Here is a 20,712-nt window from a genome sequence, read left to right as displayed (position 1 = left end):
TAGCAGAGGCCGCCAGGCCGCGCCAGGAACATGCGCTGTGCCTGTGACCCGCCCTGGCAGCCGCTGCTACTCAATCTGCGCTACTGCCAAGGTTTGACCATGACCACCGAAGCCCCTGAAACACCCGAAGCCCTCAAAGCCCGCAAGCTCGCCCACCTGGACGCCGTCATCGAGGCCCTGAGCGCCGAGACCCGTGACGTGGCCCGCGCGTTCTTCCACGGCTGGGTACTGTCCGCCGCCATGGAGTTGTGGGATCGCGGTGTATTGACCCAAGAAGAGCGCCAGGCCATCGAGGCGCGGGTCAAGGCCCTGACCCAGGCCGCGGCCAGCTGAAGCCGGATGCCCAGCATCCCCATTCCCCCACCCCGGTGCCGATCGGTATAATCGCTGGAACGCGTGTACACCGGCACCCAGGCTCTGTACGAACTGCATCCCAGTTCGGCCATGCTGCGTTGAAAACAGGCTCATGCGCGACCCCGGACGTTCCTCGCCTGTTTCGCCTTGCCTTGCCTCGCTGGCATACATTTCCTACAGACCCCAGAGGCACCATGGAAAACCCAAGCACCCCTGTTCAGCGTCGTTCGCTGGTCGAGTCGACCATTGATGCCATTCGCAGCCTGATCGACAAGCGCGTGTGGAAAGTCGGCGAGTGCATCCCCAGGGAAGCCGAGCTCGTGGCGCAATTCCAGGTGGGCCGCAATACCATCCGCGAAGCCATCCGCGTGCTCTCTCACTCGGGCATGCTGGAAGTGCGCCAGGGGGATGGTACCTATGTGCGGCGTGAGCTGGACCCGGCAGAGACGGTCAACCAACTCAACCGCGCCGGGTTGCGCGACCATCTCGAACTGCAATGCCTGCTGGAGTCCGAGGCCGCGCGCTTCGCCGCCCGACGCCGTACGCCTCAGGACATCACGCGCCTGCGCAAGGCATTGGAAGGGCGCGGCGAATATTCACCGCAGGGCGACCTGGATGAATTCCTGGAGCGCGATCGCGCGTTCCACGTAGCGATCGCCGCCGCCTCCCACAACAGCGCCCTGCAAGCGCTCTATGCCTACTTCAACGCCTCCATCCATAGCCACACCAAAGGCGTCTTCGCCGACGTCGAGCTGCCGGAACCCAGCCTGGCCGACCACATTGCCATCGTCGATGCCATCGTGGCCGGCGATGAAGAGGCAGCGGCTACCGCTGCCCGGATCATGCTCACGCCACTGATCGACACGCTGGACACTCTGCTGGGCACCAAAGCGGTCAATGCCCGGCTGGCTGCTGCACGCTGGAAATAAGGCAGGTTGGGGCTCGTGGCGAGCCCCACCGGATCACCAGGTATATTTCAGCGTGGCCAGCGTGGTGCGCCCTTCACCGTAGAAGCACCCCCCGGCAGAGAAACACGACGCTACGTAGTGCTTGTCATTGAGGTTGGTCATGTTGACCGCTACCGACCAGCCCTTGAGCGCCGCCGCAGCCTTTTGCAGGTCGTAACGCAGTGCGGCGTCGATGAGGTTGTAGGCGTCCACGGACACGTCATTGGCGACATCGCCATACGACTTGCCGATGTGGCGCAGCCCCACCCCCGCGCTGATACCGTCCAGCGGCCCACGCAAGGCATAGTCCACCCAGGCGGACGCCTGGTTCAGGGGTACCGAGACCGGGCGGTTACCCTCGGTGGAAGCCGTGGTGTCCTTGGTCACCTCCGGGTCCAGCACGGAGTAACCGGCCACCAGGCTCAGCTGTGGCGTAAGGTTGGCATGTGCCTCAAGCTCGGCCCCGCGGATGCGCACCTCCCCCGTCTGCACGTAATACAGCGCGTTTTCGGGGTCGGTGGTGCGCACATTCTTCTGTTTGATCTGGAACGCCGACAAGGTGATGAAGCTATCCCAGCCCACGGGCTGAACCTTGACCCCTATTTCATATTGTTCGCCTTTGGTAGGTTTGAACGCCTGGCCCTGGTAATCGGTGCCGATGGTGGGTTCGAATGAGGTGGAATAGCTGGCGTAGGGAGAAACGCCATTATCGAACGCGTACACCACACCCAGGCGGCCGGTAAGGTCCTGATCGGAGCGCGAACTGTTGGTGCCGCCCACCTGGTCCTCGGTACGGGTGTTCACCCAGTCCTGCCGCAACCCCGCCATAAACGTCCACTTGTCCCACTTGGCCTGGTCCTGCAGGTAAAGACCGGTCTGACGCATTTTCTGCACGGTGTCGGTGGTCGTGGCGGGAATACCTTCGACAGCCTCCGCGCTGTACACCGGGTTGACGTAACTGATACCCGACACCGTGTAGGAACGCCCCAGGCGCATGCTGGAACGCGACTCATCGTACTGCAGCCCCATCAGCACGGTGTGCTGCAAGGCACCGGTGGCGAAGTCGGCCTGCAACTGGTTGTCCAGGTTGAAACTGCGCACATGTTCAACGCTGTGGTCGGCCAGGCGGTTGATGACCCCGGGTACCGTGGAGTACGGGTTCACGTAGTTGACCATGTAGCCCCGGTAAAGGCTGTTCAGGTCCATGTACCGGGCGTTCTGGCGCACGGTCCAGGTGTCATTGAAACGGTGCTCGAACTGGTAGCCCAGCAGGGTCTGCTCGCGGTCATACGCGTCCACGGAAGGCTCCCCCGGGTTGAAGGTGCGGGAGATCTTGCCTGTGCTGCTGCCCTGCACCGAACCTTGCGCCGGCACCCAGCCGGTGTAATAGCTGGACGGGTCTTTCTGGTAACTGGCCAGGAGGGTCAGCGAGGTCTGGTCGTCCGGTCGCCAGGTCAGGCTTGGTGCAATGGCCACGCGCTGCTCCTCGGTATGGTCGATCTGGGTGTCCGCGCGCCGGCTCATGGCAGTCAGGCGGTAAGACAGGACACCCTGGTCGTCCAGCGGCCCACCGAAGTCCGCCGCCACTTCCTTCTCGCCGCGGCTGCCGGTCTGCAGCTCGATCTCGTGCAGCGGTGTGTCGGTGGGCCGCTTGCTGACCATGTTGACCACCCCACCCGGGCTGGTTTGCCCGTACAGCACCGACGCAGGCCCCTTGAGTACCTCGACGCGGTCCAGCAAGTAGGCATCCACCGCGGGCGTGCCCAGGTATTGCCCGGCTTCCAGGGGCAGGCCGTCGAGCAACTTGGAGAAGTTGGCCAGGCCGCCGAAGCCGCCAAACCCGCGAATGAACAGGCCATCGAACAAACCATCGGCACGGGAGTCCGCGAACACCCCAGGGGTGTACTTCAGCGCCTGGGCCACGGTCTGCACCTTCTGCTGGTCCATCTGCGTGCGCGACACCGTGGAGATGCTTTGCGGGATGTCAGCGATATCAGCCTGCGTCTTGCTGCCCGCGGATGTGCGTGTCACCACCACGCCACTTTCCGAAGGCTGCTGCGCCGTGGCGTTGACCTGCACATCATCCAGCAACAGCGGGCTCGAATCAGAGGCCTGAGCGGCCAGGGCCATGCGTGAACCAAAGACCAGGGCGAGCGAGATCCCGCCGATGTATTTGCACCGGTTGTTCATGGAATGAATCCGAAAATAGAGGCAATACAGTGAGCAAACGACCCCCCTGCCTGCCAAGTGCAGACAGGGGCCTGAAAAATCAGGATGATCCTAACATCCCACATCTAGTGGCGCAATGAGATCAATTCCTACTAAGATTCCCTGGCCTGTGCCCCTCGACGGAACCGGACGTTTTCCCCCGCCCTGCACCTTGCGCGCGAACCCTTCTTCCAGCCCCTGCAAACTGTTACTGTACCGGTAATAAACCGGATCTCTGACTTGATGCGTTCGCCCCTGCTGCTCACACTTGGACTGGTCTTGAGCTGTCACGCTGGCGCGACGGTGTTCGAAAGCCATGGCTATGCCCAATTCGGCACGCTCAAGTACCCCGCCACCTTCAGCCATTTCGACTGGGCCAACCCCCAGGCACCCAAGGGCGGTACCTTGCGGGTGATGGCCTTTGGCACTTTCGATACTCTGAACCCTTACACCTTCAAGGGCACGAGCCCCGTCAGCACACCGAACTTCATCCAGTACGGGGTCAGCGAGCTCAACGAACCCTTGATGGTCGGCACGGGGCAATACGACCCGTCGGGCGATGAACCCACGTCCAGCTACGGCCTGATCGCCCAGAGCGTGGAATACAGCGAAGACCGCAGTTGGGTGGTGTTCAACCTGCGCCCAGAGGCCCACTTCAACGACGGCCAGCCGATCACCGCCCGCGATGTGGCGTTTTCCTACCGCACCCTGCTCACCCAAGGCCACCCCTTGTACCGCACCAGCCTGCAGGAAGTGCAACGGGTAGATATCCTGGGCCCACGGCGCATCCGTTTCGTGTTCCGCCGCAGCGCCAACCCGCTGCTGATCCTGCGCATGGGCGAACTGCCGATCCTGCCGGAACACTACTGGAAAGGCCGCGACTTCCAGGCCACCACTTTCGAACCGCCCGTGACCAGCGGCCCCTACCGCATCACCCAGGTAGTGCCAGGCCGGCGCCTGGTGTTCGAGCGGGTCAAGGACTGGTGGGGCCAGGACCTGGCCGTGAACCGCGGCAAGTACAACTTCGACCGCGTGGATGTTGAGTTCTACCGCGACAACGACGTGGCCTTCGAGGCGTTCAAGGCGGGTGAATTCGATATCTACCTGGAGCACCAGGCCAAGAACTGGGCCAATGGCTACGACTACCCTGCGGTGCGGCGCGGTGAGGTGGTGAAGGCGCAGATCCACCACCAGATACCCACCCAGACCCAGGGCCTGTTCATGAACAGCCGCCGCCCGGCCCTGGCCGATGTACGCGTGCGTGAGGCCCTGGGCCTGCTGCTGGATTTCGAATGGACCAACAGCGCGCTGTTCAATGGCGCTTACCAGCGCGCCACCAGTTACTACCCCAACAGCGAGTTCAGCGCCAGCGGCCTGCCCACCGGCAAGGAATTCCTGCTGCTGGCCCCCTACCGCGCGCAACTGCCCGCCGCCCTGTTCACCCACCCGTTCACGGTGCCGCAGACCGACGGCCATGGCATTCCCCGTGAAACCCTGCGCCGTGCCCTGGGTCTACTGGCCGACGCGGGATGGACGTTGTCCGGCCAGCGCCTGCTCGGTGCACAGGGCCAGCCCCTGCGCCTGGAATTGCTGCTGGTGAACCCCGGCCTGGAAAGGATCCTGCAACCTTATGTCGAAAACCTGCGAAGCCTGGGGGTGGATGCCCGCTTGCGTACCGTGGACCGCGCCCAGTATAAGCAGCGGCTGGACCAGTTCGACTTCGACATGATTCTGATGACCCTCAACCAGACGCTCAGCCCCGGCCTTGAGCAGTGGCAGTACTTCCACTCCAGCCAGGCCACCGTCAAGGGCAGCAAGAACTACGCCGGCATCGCCAACCCGGTGGTCGACCACCTGCTCGACGACTTGCTGGCCGCCCAGAGCCGCGATGACCAGGTGGCCGCCGCGCGCGCCCTGGACCGCGTGCTGCTGTTCGAACACTACATGATTCCCAATTGGTACCTGGACGCCCATCGTCTGGCCTACCGCAACCGTTTCGCTTTCGTCACCACGCCGCCCTACACCCTGGGGCTGAACACGTGGTGGCTCAAGCCCGTGGAGACCCTGCCATGACGCGCCTGCGCGCCCTGCTGCCCGTGTGCGGCCTGTTGCTGAGCGGACTGGCCCATGCCGCCCCGCAACACGCCGTGACCCTGTACAACGAAGCCCCGAAGTACCCGGCCAATTTCCAGCACTTCGACTACGTGAACCCCGACGCACCGAAGGGCGGCACCTTCCGCACGGCCGGCTCCGGCGGCTTCGACAGCCTCAACCCGTTCATCAGCAAGGGCGTGCCGGAAGGCGACATCAGCATGATCTACGACACCCTGGCGCGCCAGAGCCTGGACGAACCGCTGACCGAATATGGCCTGGTAGCCAAGACCATCGAGAAAGCGCCGGACAACAGCTGGGTGCGTTTCACCCTGCGCCCCGAAGCCCGCTTCCACGATGGCCACCCGATGCGCGCCGAAGACGTGGTGTTTACGTTCAACACCCTGATGAAAGACGGCTCGCCGCTGTACCGCACCTATTACGCCGGGGTCGCCGACGTGGTCGAGGAAAACCCGCTGCAAGTGCGCTTCGACTTCAAGACCCGGGACAACCGCGAGCTGCCATTGATCCTCGGGCAACTGCCGGTACTGCCCAAGCACTACTGGGCCACCCGCGACTTCAACCGCAGCGGCCTCGAGCCCCCGCTGGGCAGTGGCCCCTACAAGGTGGCGGCCGTGAACGCCGGGCGCTCGATCCGCTACGAGCGGGTCAAGGACTACTGGGCCAAGGACCTGCCCATCAACCGCGGCTCGTACAACTTCGATGTGCTGACCACCGACTACTACCGCGACAACAACGTGGCCCTGGAAGCGCTGAAGGCCGGTGCTTTCGACTACTGGCTGGAAATGACCGCGAAGAACTGGGCCACCGCCTATGACATTCCGGCCGTGCGCGAAAAACGCCTGATCAAGGAAGAACTGCCCAACGGCAACCCGGTGGGCATGCAGGGCTTTATCTTCAACCTGCGCCGGCCACTGTTCCAGGACGTGCGCGTGCGCCAGGCCCTGGGCCTGATGCTGGATTTCGAATGGACCAACCGCCAGTTGTTCAACGGCGCCTATACCCGCACCGACAGTTATTTCGAAAACTCCGACCTGGCGTCCTCCGGCCTGCCTGATGCCGACGAGCTGAAAATACTCGAACCGCTGCGCGGCAAGATCCCTGATGCGGTGTTCACCACGCCGTTCAAGAACCCGGTCACCGACGGCAGCGGCATGATCCGCGACCAACAGCGCCAGGCGTACAAACTGCTGCTGGACGCCGGCTGGCACGTGGTCAACGACCGCATGGTGGACACCACCGGCAAGCCGGTGAGCATCGAGTTCCTGCTGGCCCAGCCCGAGTTCGAACGGGTGCTGCTGCCCTACAAGCGCAACCTGGCGGACCTGGGCATCGAGCTGGTGCTGCGCCGCGTGGACGCCTCCCAGTACGTCACCCGCCGCCGTTCGCGGGACTTCGACATGATGGTCTCCAGCTTCCCGCAGTCCGACTCGCCGGGCAACGAACAGCGCGAGTTCTGGGAGTCGGCCAGCGCCGACCGCTCCGGCAGCTACAACTGGATCGGCATCAAGGACCCGGCCATCGACCAGCTCACTGAAAGCCTGATCAACGCCGAGACCCGAAAAAGCCTGGTCAGCCACGCCCACGCCCTGGACAGGGTGCTGCTGTGGAACTACTTCCTGGTGCCCAACTGGCACATCAAGACCTGGCGCGTGGCCTACTGGAACCATCTGGGCCACCCTGCCGTGTCGCCGCGCTATGACGTGGGCACCATGACCTGGTGGGCCAAGCCCGACGTGACACCGGCCGTCCCGGTGAGCACCGGTACCGACTCGCCTGGCAAGGAGCGCTGAGATGCTGGCCTATATCTGCAAACGCCTGCTGCTGATCATTCCCACACTGTTCGGCATCCTGATCATCAACTTCCTGATCATCCAGGCGGCCCCCGGCGGCCCGGTGGAACAGGCCATCGCCAAGCTCGAAGGCTTCGAGGGCGCCACCAGCCGCTTCGCTGGCGGCGGTGCGGAAGTGTCCATGGGCGGCTCCAGCTACCGCGGTGCCCAGGGCCTGGACCCGGCGCTGATCAAGGAAATCGAAAAGCAGTACGGCTTCGACAAGTCGGCCCCCGAACGCCTGTGGTTGATGATCAAGAACTACGCCCACTTCGACTTCGGCTCCAGCTTCTTTCGCGACGCCAAGGTCACCGACCTGATCCTGGAAAAAATGCCGGTGTCGGTGTCCCTGGGGCTGTGGAGCACCTTGATCATGTACCTGGTCTCCATCCCCCTGGGCATCGCCAAGGCCACCCGCCACGGCACCCATTTCGATGTATGGACCAGCTCGGCGATCATCGTCGGCTACGCTATTCCGGCGTTCCTGTTCGCGATTCTGCTGATCGTGGTGTTCGCCGGCGGCAGCTACCTGGACTGGTTCCCGTTGCGTGGCCTGACCTCCAGCAACTTCGAAGAACTGAGCCTGGGCGGCAAGCTGCTGGACTACTTCTGGCACCTGGCCTTGCCCGTGACGGCACTGGTGATCGGCAACTTCGCGACCATGACCTTCCTCACCAAGAACAGCTTCCTGGACGAAATCGGCAAGCAGTACGTGGTCACGGCCAAGGCCAAGGGCCTGAGCAACCGCCGCGTGCTGTACGGCCACGTGTTCCGCAACGCCATGCTGCTGGTGATCGCCGGCTTCCCGTCGGCCTTCATTGGCATCTTCTTCACCGGCTCGCTGCTGGTGGAGGTCATCTTCTCCCTCGACGGCCTGGGCCTGATGAGTTTCGAGGCCGCGGTGAACCGCGACTACCCGGTGGTGTTCGGCACCCTGTTCATCTTCACCCTGCTGGGGTTGCTGGTGAAACTGATTGGCGACCTGACCTACAGCCTGGTCGACCCACGCATCGACTTCGAACGCAGGGAGCATTGAGATGAGCCTGTCCCCCCTCAACCAGCGCCGCCTGCAGCGGTTCAAGGCCAACAAGCGCGGCTGGTGGTCGCTGTGGCTGTTCGTGATTCTGTTCGTGGCCAGCCTTGGCGCCGAACTGATCGCCAACGACAAGCCCCTGGCCCTGCATTACGACGGCGGCTGGTACTTCCCGGCCTTCGAGCGCTACCCGGAAACCACCTTCGGCGGCGAATTCCCGCTGGAGGCCAACTACAAGAGCCCCTACATCCAGCAACTGCTCGCCGCCAAGCACAGCTGGAGCCTGTGGGCCCCCATCCCGTTCAGCTACCAGAGCATCAACTACGACCTGAAAGTGCCCGCCCCCGCGCCGCCGTCGGCACAGAACTGGCTGGGCACCGACGACCAGGGCCGGGACGTGCTGGCACGGGTGATCTACGGCTTCCGCGTGTCGGTGCTGTTTGCCCTGACCCTGACCATCCTCAGCTCCATCATCGGCGTGATCGCCGGTGCCCTGCAGGGCTTCTATGGCGGCTGGGTCGACCTGGCCGGGCAACGCTTCCTGGAAGTGTGGTCGGGCCTGCCGGTGCTGTACCTGCTGATCATCCTGGCCAGTTTCGTACAGCCCAACTTCTGGTGGTTGCTGGGCATCATGCTGCTGTTTTCCTGGATGAGCCTGGTGGACGTGGTACGCGCCGAATTCCTGCGCGGGCGCAACCTGGAATACGTACGCGCGGCCCGCGCCCTGGGCATGCGTGACAGCAGCATCATGTTCCAGCACATTCTGCCCAACGCCATGGTCTCGACCATGACCTTCCTGCCCTTCATCCTCACTGGCGCCATCGGCACCCTCACCGCCCTGGACTTTCTGGGCTTCGGCCTGCCGGCCGGGTCGCCATCGCTGGGCGAACTGGTGTCCCAGGGTAAATCCAACCTGCAGGCGCCGTGGCTGGGCATCAGTGCCTTCGCCGTGCTGGCCCTGATGCTCAGCCTGCTGGTGTTCATCGGCGAAGCTGCCCGTGACGCGTTCGACCCGAGGAAATGACATGCACCCCGACAACCTGATCGAAATACGTGACCTGGCGGTCCAGTTCGACACCAACGAACGCTCGTCGCGGGTGGTGGAAGGCGTGAGCTTCGACATCCGTCGCGGCGAGACCCTGGCCCTGGTGGGCGAAAGCGGCTCGGGCAAATCAGTGACCGCGCATTCCATCCTGCGCCTGTTGCCCTACCCCATCGCCAGCCACCCCAGCGGCACCGTGACGTATGAAGGCCAGGACCTGCTGCGCATGGACGAAAAGCGCCTGCGGCAGATTCGTGGCAACCGCATCGCCATGATCTTCCAGGAGCCCATGACGTCGCTAAACCCGCTGCACAGCATCGAAAAGCAGATCAACGAAGTGCTGGGGCTGCACAAGGGCCTGACCGGCAAGGCCGCAACCGCGCGTACCCTGGAACTGCTGGACATGGTCGGCATTCCCCAGCCACGCCAGCGCCTCAAGGCCCTGCCCCACGAGCTGTCCGGCGGCCAGCGCCAGCGGGTGATGATCGCCATGGCCCTGGCCAACGAGCCTGAACTGCTGATCGCCGACGAGCCGACCACGGCCCTGGACGTGACCGTGCAGCTGAAAATCCTCGAACTGCTCAAGTCCCTGCAGCAACGCCTGGGCATGGCATTGCTGCTGATCACCCACGACCTCAACCTGGTGCGGCGCGTGGCCCAGCGGGTGTGCGTGATGAAACAGGGCTGCATTGTCGAACAGGGTGACTGCGAGCAACTGTTCAGCGCCCCGCAACACCCCTACACCCGTGAACTGCTGGGCGCTGAACCGCGGGGCGAACCGGCCGCCACCGTGGCCGGCGAAACGATGCTGGAAGTCGATGACCTGAAGGTGTGGTTCCCCATCAAGAAAGGCTTCTTCAAGCGCACCGTCGACCACGTCAAGGCGGTGGATGGCATCCGTTTCAGCGTTCCGCGCGGCCAGACCCTGGGCATCGTCGGCGAAAGCGGCTCGGGCAAATCCACCCTGGGCCTGGCCATCCTGCGGCTGATCTCCAGCCAAGGCAGTATCCGCTTTCATGGCCAGGCGGTGGACGGCCTCAGCCGCGAACAGATCCGCCCGCTGCGCCGGCAGATGCAGGTTGTCTTCCAGGACCCCTTTGGCAGCCTCAGCCCGCGCATGAGCGTGGCGCAGATCGTCGGTGAAGGCCTGCGCATCCATGGCATCGGCACCCCCGAGGACCAGGAGCAGGCCATCATCCAGGCTTTGCTGGAAGTCGGCCTGGACCCCGACAGCCGCCACCGCTACCCTCACGAATTCTCCGGCGGCCAGCGCCAGCGCATCGCCATCGCCCGCGCCCTGGTGCTCAAGCCGGCACTGATCGTGCTCGACGAACCCACCTCGGCGCTGGACCGCACGGTGCAGCGGCAGGTGGTGGAGCTGCTGCGCTCGTTGCAACTCAAGTACAACCTGACGTACCTGTTCATCAGCCATGACCTGGCGGTGGTCAAGGCGTTGAGTCACCAGTTGATGGTGATCAAGGGTGGGCAAGTGCTGGAACAGGGGCCGGCGGCGCAGGTGTTCGCCGCCCCGCAGCATCCCTACACGCAGCAACTGCTGGAGGCTGCGTTCCTGGCGCCGCACGGCCAGTAGGCGCAGGGGGCGCCGAGCCCTCGCCAGGGAAGCGCCGTGCGGACGGCGCTCGATCTCAAGGGCGCTGCCGCACTATCGCCTGGCGCTGGAGATGGCGCTGGAGATGGAGGTGCCGTCCCTCATCCCGACGTCACCCTCGGCTGCGCCTCATCCAGGCTATTCACCGCCACCCGCTCCACCAGCGCCAGCGCATCCTGCAATGCCAGCGGCCGCCCCAACAGATATCCCTGCACCTTGTTGGCCCCAAGCAACCGCAAGGCTTCCAGCTCGGACTGGGTCTCCACGCCTTCAGCCACGATGGTGCTGCCGGTCTCGCGGGCAAAGGCGATCAAGGCCGACGCCATGGCGCGTTTCTGCGGGTCGGTGTCGATGTTCTGGGTCAGGCTCATGTCCAGTTTGATCATGTCCGGGCGCAGTTGCAGGATGTGGCGCATGCTGGCGTAACCGGCGCCAGCATCGTCGATGGCGACCCGCACGCCGTTCTGGCGCAGGGGTTTGAGGGCCTTGATCAGCCCGGTGTAGTCGCTGACCACAGCATGCTCGGTGATCTCCAGCACCAGGCGGCTGGCCGGGCACGGGCTGAGCAGGTCGGTCAGGCGGCCGCTGAGCATCAGTTGCGGTGAGCAGTTGATGGTCAGGTAGGTGCCCGAGGGCAAGGCGTCCATGCCGCGCAGCGCGGCGGCGATGGCGTGGCATTCCAGCTCCACGCCCAGGCCCGCGTCCGCCGCTTCGTTGAACCACTGGTCCGGGCTGCGGATGGGTTCGACATTGAAGCGTGACAGGCACTCCCACCCACAGATGGCCATGCCGTGGAAGTCGAAAATCGGTTGGTAGACGATGGATGGCTGGTTGCTGGACAGCACCGCGGAGATGCGCCGGTGCTTGGCCACGCGGTCGCGTACCTGGGTGAGGTCGCCTTCGATGCGGTCGGCGATCAGTTCGGCGAAGACCTTCATCACCAGCAAGTCACGCTGGTTGAGGCTGTCGTCGGCGCTGTAGCCGAAGCAGCAGAAGGTGCCGTACAGCCGACCATCGCTGAGGTAAATGGGCACGCTCAGGTGCGAGCCGATGGGCAACGCCAGGGTTTCGGGCAGTTCCATGGCCACGGGGTAGTCGGCGGTGTCGGCGATCAGTTCAGGCAACACGCCCTCCACCACCCGCAGGCAATAGCCAACGTCCAGCGACAAGCAATCACCCGGCTTTATCGGGCCCTCGCCATCGGTGTCGACGTTGACGAATACACGGTCCGTGGTTCGAAATTGCGAGACGAAGGCCACGTCCATGCCCAGATGGGTGCGCAAGGCCCGCAGCACTTTGTCGATGCAGCCGGTGCCCGTGGGCGCGGCGGTCTTGAGGGTAACCACACTGGCGAGTTGGTCAGCTGACATGTCCATGACGCCCTCCTGAATCCCTGGATCCACAGATTCTAGGACCGCAAAACGGGTTTTACGTCTACCGTCGGTATTTTTCCGGACGAAATGCAGGGAAATTGCCAAAGGCGTCACAAAACGTTTAACCCTGCGTGAGGACTTGGGGAAGCGCAGAAGCCGAGACTCTGGCTATCCGTTCGCTCACCAGGAGACCCCACATGCAATCCAGACGATGGTTTCTGATCCAGGCCGCCGCCGTCACGTCCCTGGGCGCGTTCGCCCTGATGAGCGGGCGCTTTCGCCTGGCCATGGCAGCCGAGCCGGCCGCGAACGAGGTATTCGAGGTGCGCCACAGTGACGACCAGTGGCACCAACTGCTCAATGACGATCAATTCGACGTACTGCGCCGTGCCGGCACCGAGCGGCCGTTCAGCAGCCCGCTGAATAATGAGCACCGCAGCGGGCGGTTCGCGTGCGCGGGGTGCCAACTGCCCCTGTTCTCATCCAGCACCAAGTTCGACAGTGGCACGGGCTGGCCGAGCTTTACCGCGCCATTGGCGGGGGCCGTGAATGTCAGCCGTGACAGCAGCCTGGGCATGGAGCGCAATGAAGTGCATTGCCACCGGTGTGGCGGGCATCTGGGGCATGTGTTTGACGATGGCCCAGCCCCCACAGGGTTGCGCTATTGCATGAATGGGGTAGCCATGGTGTTCGTCGCAGGTACCGCGTAGGACCGGGCGACGCCCGGAAACAGCGCGCCCCATCAGGCAGGCGGATACAGCTCATCCAGCACCTGCATCAACGCCCGCTTGCGCGGGCTTTCCAGCCCCGTCCAGGCCACACCGATACCCGCGCCGCTCATGGCCACTGCCAAAGGCCGGGTGACGACCCCGGCCGGCAGCGCCGAGGCCGCGCCCGCCGGCACGATGCCCACACCCAGCCCCGCCGCCACCAGCGCCAGCAAGGTGGTGAATTCACCCATTTCCCGGGCGATGGTCAGCGTCACCTTGCGCCGTTGAAAACCCACCAGCATCTGGTCATGCAGCCCCGGCGCATATTTGCGCGCCAACACCAGTGCCGGGCGCCCGGCCAGGTCCTGGGGCTGCACCCGGCGCACCTTGGCCAGCGGGTCGGCCTCGGGCACCGCCACCACCAGCGACTCTTCGAACAACATGCGCGTGTACAACCCCGGCGCGCTCAATGGCAGGCGCACCAGGCCAAAGTCCAGGGCGTTGTCCTGCAGCGCCCTGGCCTGCAGCAACGAAGGCATGTCCTTGAGTTCCAGCTCGATGCGCGGGAAGCGCTGTTCCAGGGTGCGCACCAGCGCCGGCAGCAAGTGCGACAGCACCGAGGACACGAACGCCAGGCGCAGCACCCCGACTTCGCCGGCCGCGGCCTGTTGCAGCACTTCCCGCGCGCGCCCGGCCTGGCGCAAAGTGGCCAGTGCCTCGGGCAAGAACAACGCGCCCTCTTCGGTCAGTTCCACGCCATGGCGGTCGCGCTCGAACAGCTGCGCGCCTACGTCCTCTTCCAGCCCGCGGATCTGCGCGCTGAGCGCTGGCTGGACGATATGCAGGCGCTCGGCCGCACGGCCAAAGTGCAGCTCCTCGGCCACCGCCACGAACGCGCGCAAGTGTTTGAGTTCCATGCAGCCTCCCCTAGCTGGTGATCATGAATGGTGATCACGGCATCACCATAAACGATTGGCACGCACGGGGGGTAGGGGTCGACAGTAGGGTCATCCCTGAACTCATAAATCCAATACCGGGAGACGTGCATGATCGACAGCTTTCGCCTGAACGGGCGCCGGGCGCTGCTCACCGGCAGCGTACGCGGCATCGGCCTGGCATTGGCCCGCGGCCTGGCCCAGGCCGGCGCCCACGTGGTGCTCAACGGCCGCGATGCCGAACGCGCCCAGGCCGCCTGCGCACTGCTGCGTGACGAAGGCCTGAACGCCGAATACGCCGTATTCGACGTTGCCGACCACGACGCCACCGCCCAGGCCGTCGATGCCCTGGAACAACGCCTGGGCCCCCTCGACATCCTCGTCAACAACGCCGGCATCCAGCACCGCCAGGCGCTGCAGGACTTCAGCCAGCAGGATTGGCACCGCCTGATGAGCACTAACCTGGACGGCGTGTTCAATGTGTCCAAGGCCGTGGCCCGGCACATGATTGCCCGCGGCCACGGCAAGATCATCAATATTGCCTCGGTGCAGAGCGAACTGGCCCGCCCTTCCATCGCCCCTTACGCGGCCAGCAAGGGCGCGGTGCGCATGCTCACCCGCGGCATGTGCGCCGACTGGGCCGGCCACGGCCTGCAGATCAATGCCCTGGCCCCCGGTTACTTTCGCACTGAACTGAACCAGGCCTTGGCCGACGACCCCGCCTTTGACCAATGGCTGGTAAAACGCACCCCGGCCGGGCGCTGGGGCAAGGTCGAGGAACTGTGCGGCGCGGCGGTGTTTCTCGCCTCGCCAGCGGCCGACTTCATCAACGGCCAGACCCTGTTCGTCGACGGCGGCCTGACCAGCGTCGTCTGATTACTTCACAAGGATGCCACCATGCCTCAATCACTCCCTACCCTGTGCGGCTCGATCATGGGCTCACCGTTTTCCCTCTCGGCCAAGATCCACAACGCCGCCTACGCGGCCCTGGGCCTGGACTACACCTTCGTGTGCTTCGGCGTCGAAGACCCGGTGGCCGCCGTGGGCGCGATCCGCACCCTGGGCGTGCGCGGCATGAACGTGTCCATGCCGTACAAGCAGGCAGTGATGCCCCACCTGGACGCCATTGACGAGTCGGCCCAGGTAATCGGCGCGGTCAACACCATCAACAACGTCGACGGCGTGCTGACCGGCTACAACACTGACTACCTGGGTGCCGTGCGTGCCCTGCAGGAAGTGACCCGCCTCAAAGACAAGCGCATCGCCGTGGTAGGGGCCGGTGGCGCCGCCCGCGCGGTGGTATACGGCTGCCTGAAGGCCGACGCCCAGGTTACCGTGTTCAACCGCAGCGCCGAACGCGGCAGCGAACTGGCCCAGTCCCTGGGCGCGCGCTGGGGCGGCAGTGTCGAGCGCTTCGCCGCCAAGGACTACGACATCGTCATCAACGCCACCTCGGTGGGCTTCAAACAGCCAGACAGCAACCCGCTGGACGGCCGCCTGGCCAGCCACCTGATCGTCATGGACGTGGCCTTCATACCGGTGCAGACCGCCCTGCTGCGCCAGGCCCGCGCCCTGGGTTGCGGCACCGTCGCCGGCACGCGCATGCTGGTGCACCAGGCCTGCCGGCAGATCGAACTGTACACAGGGCACGACGCGCCCATCGACGTCATGGAGCAGGCCATGCTCCAGGAAATTCAGCGGTTGAACCTGTAACCCAACCGGTTGCCTATCAATAACAAGACGCCATGAAGGCGCCTGGAGGAACGATCATGACCCTCGCCCGCTCCCCGTCCGACACCGTTGAAACGCCTGACCCACAGGTGAAGAAAGACCTGCACCGCGCCGCCTGGGCCTGTTCCCTGGGCAGCGCCCTGGAATACTACGACTTCGCCCTGTACACCCTGGCCTCGGCGTTGATCTTCGGGCCGCTGTTCTTCCCCGAGCAGACCCGCGCCATGAGCCTGATCGCCAGTTTCGGCACCTACTTCCTCGGCTTCGCCATCCGCCCGCTGGGCGGGGTGGTGTTCGGGCTGATCGGTGACCGCGTGGGGCGCAAGGTGGTGCTGTCCTCCACGGTGCTGCTGATGGGGCTGTCGAGCACCCTGATCGGCGCCTTGCCTACCTTCCACCAGGTGGGCTACCTGGCGCCGGTGCTGCTGGTGGTGCTGCGCTTGCTGCAGGGCCTGGGCGCTGGCGCCGAACAGGCGGGCGCGGCGGTGATGATGACCGAGTACGCCCCCAAGGGCCGTCGCGGCTTCTATGCGGCGCTGCCGTTCCTGGGCATTCAGCTGGGCACTATCCTGGCAGCGCTGGTGTATTTTCTGGTGGTCAGCGGCAACGACAACATTACCCAGACTTACCTGTGGCGGGTGCCATTCTTCATCAGCGTGGTGATCGTCGCCCTGGGCCTGTACATGCGCCTGCGCCTCAAGGAGTCGCCCACGTTCATCCGCCTCAAGGCACAGAAACGGGAATGCGCCAACCCGCTGAAAAGCGCCATGACCTACTCCAAACCCACCCTGCTGATCGGCATCGGCCTGCGCCTGGCTGAAAACGGTGGTTCGTCCATCTACCAGGCCCTGGCCGTGAGCTACATCGTCGGCGTGGTCGGCCTCAAGGGCCCGGTGGGCGTGCTGACCCTGATCTGCGCCGCCAGCCTGGGCGCGCTCACCGTGCCCATCGCTGGCAAGCTCAGTGACCGTTTCGGCCGCGTGGTGGTGTACCGCGCCTTCGCCTTGCTGCAACTGGCGCTGGCCTTCCCGGTATGGTGGGTACTGAGCCAGGGCAACATCGTCGCCAGCATCGTCGCCATCTCCATTGCCCTGGGCATCGGTACCTGGGGCATGTTCGGCACCCAGGCGGCGCTGATGCCGGAGTTGTTCGGTTCACGGCACCGCTACATGGGCGTGTCCATCGCCCGCGAGGCGTCTGCCGTGATTGCCGGCGGTATCGCGCCGATGATCGGCGCGGGGATCATCGCCGTGGTCATGGCCACCCATGAAGGCGACAGCAACGCCGGTATTGGCGCCTGGGTGCCGATTGCCTGCTACCTGGCGCTGCTGACCCTGACCACGCTGTACACCACGTTCAAGACGCCAGAGACCTTGAACCGCGACCTGGACGAGCCGCGGGATGCGTGGGAAGTGGCGAAGGCCGATGAGGCTGTACAAGCACACCATCACGCTATTCCGGTGCGCCACTCCTGAGACAACCGGCCCGGTGCAGGCGCTGGCTGGCAAGCCAGCGCCTGCAGGGCAGGCTCCATTCAGCAAGCCTGGCGTCACGGCGCCAGCACATCCCCCAACCACGCATTCAGGTCTTCGATTTCAGTCTTGCTGATCGAGTGCCCCAAATCGGCATAGGCGTGGAAGTCCGGGGTCAGCCCCAGTTCATGCAGGATACGCTGGGCCTCGCTGGCATCGGTGAACGGGAGACGCGGGTCATCCATGCCGTGGCCGATGAAGATCGATAGCGACTCCAGTTCCTTGCTCTGCTTCAATTCTTTCTGCAACACCGGCAGGATCTTGCCACTCAACACAGCGATGCCCTTGACCGACTGCGGTTCGCGCAGGCCCAGTTCGTAGCTCATGATCGCGCCTTGGCTGAAGCCCACCAGCACCACTTTCGACGGTTTGGTGTGGTACTTGTCGATGGCTTTGTCGATGAAGTCATGCAAGGTCTGACGGCTGCTGGCCAGCTCCGTGGTGACGCCGTCATAGGCGCCGTCACCCTGTTTGTGGAACCACTGGTAGCTGCCCTCCTCCAGGGTTTGCGGGGCGCGCACAGAGAGGTAGGTGTAGCCCTCGGGTAATTGATCACGCAAACCGAACAGGTCGCTTTCATTGCTGCCATAGCCGTGCAGGAAGATCACCAGCGGCTTGTCGCGGGTCACCGTGGGCGCCTGCTCCAGGTAGTTCAGCGGCAGGTCGGTGTGCAGAACGGGGTCGGCGCCATGGGCCAGGCCCGACACCAGCATGAAGGCCAGCGCGAATCGTTTGATCATGGAGTCTCCGTTTTCACTGCGCAGAAGGCAGCGGTCAAGTAAGGGACAGTGACTTGGGCCTTGCCGGCCAGCAAGGGTTCACCGGCGATGAGCTCACTCACCTGGGCGTCGACCCGCTCGCGCTCGGTAGCAGGCAGCGCGGCAATGAAACTGGTGGACCGTACACGGTCGACAATCACCGTTTGCGCATCACCGGTGTGGCCGTTGCTGAATTCGCGGCCCTGCAGCGGACCGAAGCCCGGGTGCGGGAACACTGCGCGCCACGCACCGCTGTAATAGCGCGGCGTGTCGCCTTCGTAGCGGTTGACGAGGGCGTCCAGGCGCGCGACCCAGGGCACGCTGGCATCACGCAGGTTCCACACCAGGCCCAGGCGCCCGCCCGGTTTGAGCACGCGGCGGATCTCGGCAAGTGCCTGGGGCGTGGCGAACCAGTGGAATGACTGGGCACAGACCACCGCGTCCAGCGACGCATCCGGCAATGGCAAGGCATCGGCGCGGCCGTCGAGCGCCTGCACATGGGGAAGGCTGGCGTGCAGCTTGGCGCGCATGGCGGCCACCGGCTCCACGGCGATTACCCTGGCGCCCGTGGCCAGCAGCCGCGGGGTGAATTTTCCGGTGCCGGCGCCGAGGTCCAGCACGTAGCGGCCGACGTCCAGGCCCAGGGTGTCGCGCAACCAGGCGTCCAGCACCGGAGGGTAGTCCGGGCGCCCTCGGGCATAGGTGTCGGCCGTGGCAGCGGTATTGTAGCCATCGGCGGCGTGGTGAAGGCTCATGCTCAGGCCCTTCGCGGTCAGAAGGGCTTCATCATAGGCCGCCACGGCGCCGGGCACAAAGCCGTGGACCACTCAGCGGGCAAACCGCTTGCGGTATTCCGCCGGGCTCACGCCCACGGCCTTGGCGAAAGCCCTGCGCAAGGTATCAGCATTGGCGAAGCCGCATTGCGCCGCCACCTGCTTGGGCGTCGCCTGCCCTTGTTCCAAACGCTCCCGGGCTGCCTGTATGCGTGCCTGCTCCACCCAGGCCGCCGGGGTGATGCCCACTTCCTGATGGAACAGGCGCGCGAAGTGCCGGGCACTGAGGCCGGCACGCTCGGCCAGGGCCGCGACGCTGTGGTCCTCGGCGGGGTGCGCGGCCACGTAGCGCTGCACTTCCTGCAATGCCGAACGCCCCGTGGGCAACGGCTCGCCCTTGCGGCTGAACTGCAATTGGCCGCCAGGGCGCTTGAAATACATCACCAGTTGGCTGGCCACCCGACGGGCAAGGTCGGCGCCCAGGTCTTCTTCCACCAGCGCCAGGGCCAGGTCCAGGCCGGCAGTTACCCCTGCCGCCGTGCGCAGCTTGCCGTCGCGCACGTGAATAGCATCGGCGTCCACCGTTACCTGCGGGTAGCGCTGGGCCAGGGCAGCGGCATGGGCCCAGTGGGTGGTGACTTGGCGTCCGTCCAGCAAACCGGCCGCAGCCAGGGCGAAGGCCCCAGTGCACACCGAGCCGAAGCGCCGCGCCTGCGCCGCATGCTGGCGCAGCCACCCCAGGGTCGCGGTGCTGTACCAGGCGGCCGGGGCGCTGGGGGCGCCGGCGACCAGTAGCGTGTCGATGCCAGCCAGGGGCTGGGCCGTGGTGGCGTCGGCCAGTAGCCGGGCGCCCGACGAGCTGGTCACCGGGCCGCTGGCACACGCCACCAGCAGCAAACGGTAGTGGTCACGGCCGAGCTCGCGGTTGGCCTCGGCGAACACATCCAGCGGGCCGCTGACGTCGAGCAGTTGCACGCCGGGCAGGGCCAGCACGGCAATGGTGGTCATGAGGTCCGTCCGGGAAGGAAAATGGCAGTATATGACGTATGGCGCCGATTGATGCCATACCCGGACGACCGGATACTGGGCCTACCCACTCACAGCGCAGGCACCCCATCATGACCTTCACCCTCGACGACATCCGCATCCCCGACACCGCCATGGCCCGCGAAATCACCGAACTGGTGCGCGACACGGAATCGGAATTGCTGTTTCACCACTCCAGCCGGGTGTACTACTTCGGCGCCCTGGCCGGGCGCAAGCGCGGGCTGACATTCGATGCCGAGCTGCTGTATGCCGGTTGCATGTTCCATGACATGGGCCTGACCCACCGGTGCAGCAGCGCCTGCGAGCGCTTTGAAGTGGACGGCGCCAACGCCGCCCGCGACTTTCTCAAGGGCCACCACATCGATCAGCACGACATCGACACCGTCTGGACCGCCATCGCCCTGCACACCACCCCGGGCATTCCCCAGCACATGCACCCGGTGGTGGCACTGGTGACCGCTGGCGTGGAGATGGACGTGCTGGGCCTGACCTACCCGCAGTACAGCAACGCCGAACGCGACGCCATCGTCGCCGCCCATCCGCGCAGCGCGCAGTTCAAGGAAGACATCATTCAGGCGTTCTACGACGGCATCAAACACAAGCCCGAGACGACGTTTGGCAACGTCAAGGCTGATGTGCTGGCCGACAAGGACCCGGCCTTCGTGCGCGGCAATTTCTGCCAGGTGATCCGTGGGTCGGGCTGGAAAGCCTGAACT

The 20,712-nt window shown here is 64.8% G+C and carries 18 protein-coding genes; 12 read left to right on the top strand and 6 right to left on the bottom strand.

The genetic code is table 11. The features are described 5' to 3' along the window. Positions 1 to 99 precede the first annotated feature (99 nt). Both QBK88_RS04550 and QBK88_RS04545 read left to right on the top strand, forming a co-directional pair. Complete coding sequence (locus QBK88_RS04550) at positions 100 to 333, top strand: hypothetical protein (protein WP_268143960.1); 234 nt, start codon at positions 100 to 102, stop codon at positions 331 to 333. A gap of 215 nt (positions 334 to 548) precedes the next feature. Continuing rightward, the gene (locus QBK88_RS04545; RefSeq protein ID WP_277961086.1) at positions 549 to 1,283 is read left to right on the top strand and encodes a FadR/GntR family transcriptional regulator; all 735 of its coding nucleotides are present in this window, start codon (positions 549 to 551) and stop codon (positions 1,281 to 1,283) included. Between the two features lie 33 nt (positions 1,284 to 1,316). Here the strand turns inward: QBK88_RS04545 and QBK88_RS04540 are convergent, their stop codons facing one another. Further along, the gene (locus QBK88_RS04540; protein WP_277961085.1) at positions 1,317 to 3,491 is read right to left on the bottom strand and encodes a TonB-dependent siderophore receptor; all 2,175 of its coding nucleotides are present in this window, start codon (positions 3,489 to 3,491) and stop codon (positions 1,317 to 1,319) included. 261 nt (positions 3,492 to 3,752) lie between these two features. On the opposite strand from QBK88_RS04540, the gene QBK88_RS04535 reads away from it, so the two are divergent. Genes QBK88_RS04535 through QBK88_RS04515 form a run of 5 tightly spaced genes read left to right on the top strand, consistent with a single transcriptional unit; the run spans position 3,753 to position 11,119 of the window. Continuing rightward, positions 3,753 to 5,582: an extracellular solute-binding protein gene (locus tag QBK88_RS04535; protein ID WP_277961084.1), complete on the top strand. Its 1,830-nt coding sequence runs from the start codon at positions 3,753 to 3,755 to the stop codon at positions 5,580 to 5,582. Next, positions 5,579 to 7,414 (top strand): extracellular solute-binding protein, encoded by a 1,836-nt coding sequence (locus QBK88_RS04530; RefSeq protein ID WP_277961083.1) that lies wholly within the window; start codon positions 5,579 to 5,581, stop codon positions 7,412 to 7,414. The genes QBK88_RS04535 and QBK88_RS04530 overlap by 4 nt, the downstream gene beginning before the upstream one ends. A 1-nt stretch (position 7,415) precedes the next feature. Next, on the top strand, positions 7,416 to 8,489 hold the full coding sequence (locus tag QBK88_RS04525; protein WP_277961082.1) for a microcin C ABC transporter permease YejB: 1,074 nt from the start codon (positions 7,416 to 7,418) through the stop codon (positions 8,487 to 8,489). 1 nt (position 8,490) lies between these two features. After that, positions 8,491 to 9,510 (top strand): ABC transporter permease, encoded by a 1,020-nt coding sequence (locus QBK88_RS04520; protein ID WP_277961081.1) that lies wholly within the window; start codon positions 8,491 to 8,493, stop codon positions 9,508 to 9,510. Between the two features lies 1 nt (position 9,511). Further along, complete coding sequence (locus QBK88_RS04515; protein WP_277961080.1) at positions 9,512 to 11,119, top strand: ABC transporter ATP-binding protein; 1,608 nt, start codon at positions 9,512 to 9,514, stop codon at positions 11,117 to 11,119. A 119-nt stretch (positions 11,120 to 11,238) separates the two neighbouring features. Here QBK88_RS04515 and QBK88_RS04510 read toward each other — a convergent pair whose 3' ends face one another. Further along, positions 11,239 to 12,513 (bottom strand): sensor domain-containing phosphodiesterase, encoded by a 1,275-nt coding sequence (locus QBK88_RS04510; RefSeq protein WP_277961079.1) that lies wholly within the window; start codon positions 12,511 to 12,513, stop codon positions 11,239 to 11,241. A gap of 194 nt (positions 12,514 to 12,707) precedes the next feature. Between QBK88_RS04510 and msrB the strand changes: the two genes are divergently transcribed. Next, the gene (gene msrB, locus QBK88_RS04505; protein WP_277961078.1) at positions 12,708 to 13,220 is read left to right on the top strand and encodes a peptide-methionine (R)-S-oxide reductase MsrB; all 513 of its coding nucleotides are present in this window, start codon (positions 12,708 to 12,710) and stop codon (positions 13,218 to 13,220) included. 32 nt (positions 13,221 to 13,252) lie between these two features. On the opposite strand, the gene QBK88_RS04500 is transcribed toward msrB, so the two are convergent. Then, positions 13,253 to 14,137: a LysR substrate-binding domain-containing protein gene (locus QBK88_RS04500; RefSeq protein ID WP_268143969.1), complete on the bottom strand. Its 885-nt coding sequence runs from the start codon at positions 14,135 to 14,137 to the stop codon at positions 13,253 to 13,255. Between the two features lie 129 nt (positions 14,138 to 14,266). Here QBK88_RS04500 and QBK88_RS04495 point away from each other — a divergent pair, with 129 nt between their 5' ends. The 3 genes from QBK88_RS04495 to QBK88_RS04485 are packed head-to-tail and all read left to right on the top strand — an operon-like array spanning position 14,267 to position 17,361. After that, positions 14,267 to 15,031: a glucose 1-dehydrogenase gene (locus QBK88_RS04495; RefSeq protein ID WP_277961077.1), complete on the top strand. Its 765-nt coding sequence runs from the start codon at positions 14,267 to 14,269 to the stop codon at positions 15,029 to 15,031. Between the two features lie 21 nt (positions 15,032 to 15,052). Beyond that, entirely contained in the window at positions 15,053 to 15,868 is an 816-nt protein-coding gene (gene aroE / locus QBK88_RS04490; RefSeq protein WP_277961076.1) for a shikimate dehydrogenase, read from the top strand. A gap of 56 nt (positions 15,869 to 15,924) precedes the next feature. Beyond that, positions 15,925 to 17,361 (top strand): MFS transporter, encoded by a 1,437-nt coding sequence (locus tag QBK88_RS04485; protein ID WP_277961075.1) that lies wholly within the window; start codon positions 15,925 to 15,927, stop codon positions 17,359 to 17,361. Between the two features lie 74 nt (positions 17,362 to 17,435). On the opposite strand, the gene QBK88_RS04480 is transcribed toward QBK88_RS04485, so the two are convergent. From QBK88_RS04480 to QBK88_RS04470, 3 genes are all read right to left on the bottom strand, one after another. Then, complete coding sequence (locus QBK88_RS04480; RefSeq protein ID WP_277961074.1) at positions 17,436 to 18,158, bottom strand: alpha/beta fold hydrolase; 723 nt, start codon at positions 18,156 to 18,158, stop codon at positions 17,436 to 17,438. After that, a complete protein-coding gene (locus QBK88_RS04475) occupies positions 18,155 to 18,931 on the bottom strand; it encodes a class I SAM-dependent methyltransferase (RefSeq protein WP_277961073.1) in 777 nt (258 codons plus the stop codon). The genes QBK88_RS04480 and QBK88_RS04475 overlap by 4 nt, the downstream gene beginning before the upstream one ends. 72 nt (positions 18,932 to 19,003) lie before the next feature. After that, positions 19,004 to 19,957, bottom strand: a complete 954-nt coding sequence (locus QBK88_RS04470) for a helix-turn-helix domain-containing protein (RefSeq protein WP_277961072.1) — start codon at positions 19,955 to 19,957, stop codon at positions 19,004 to 19,006. Positions 19,958 to 20,067: 110 nt separating this feature from the next. Between QBK88_RS04470 and QBK88_RS04465 the strand changes: the two genes are divergently transcribed. Then, a complete protein-coding gene (locus tag QBK88_RS04465; RefSeq protein ID WP_277961071.1) occupies positions 20,068 to 20,709 on the top strand; it encodes an HD domain-containing protein in 642 nt (213 codons plus the stop codon). The last annotated feature ends 3 nt before the right edge of the window (positions 20,710 to 20,712 follow it).

The sequence above is a fragment of the Pseudomonas sp. RIT-To-2 genome (assembly GCF_029623465.1).
Classification (GTDB): domain Bacteria; phylum Pseudomonadota; class Gammaproteobacteria; order Pseudomonadales; family Pseudomonadaceae; genus Aquipseudomonas; species Aquipseudomonas silvicola.
The sequence above is the reverse complement of the archived record's forward strand: the minus strand, read 5'-3'. Positions and strand labels throughout refer to the sequence as shown.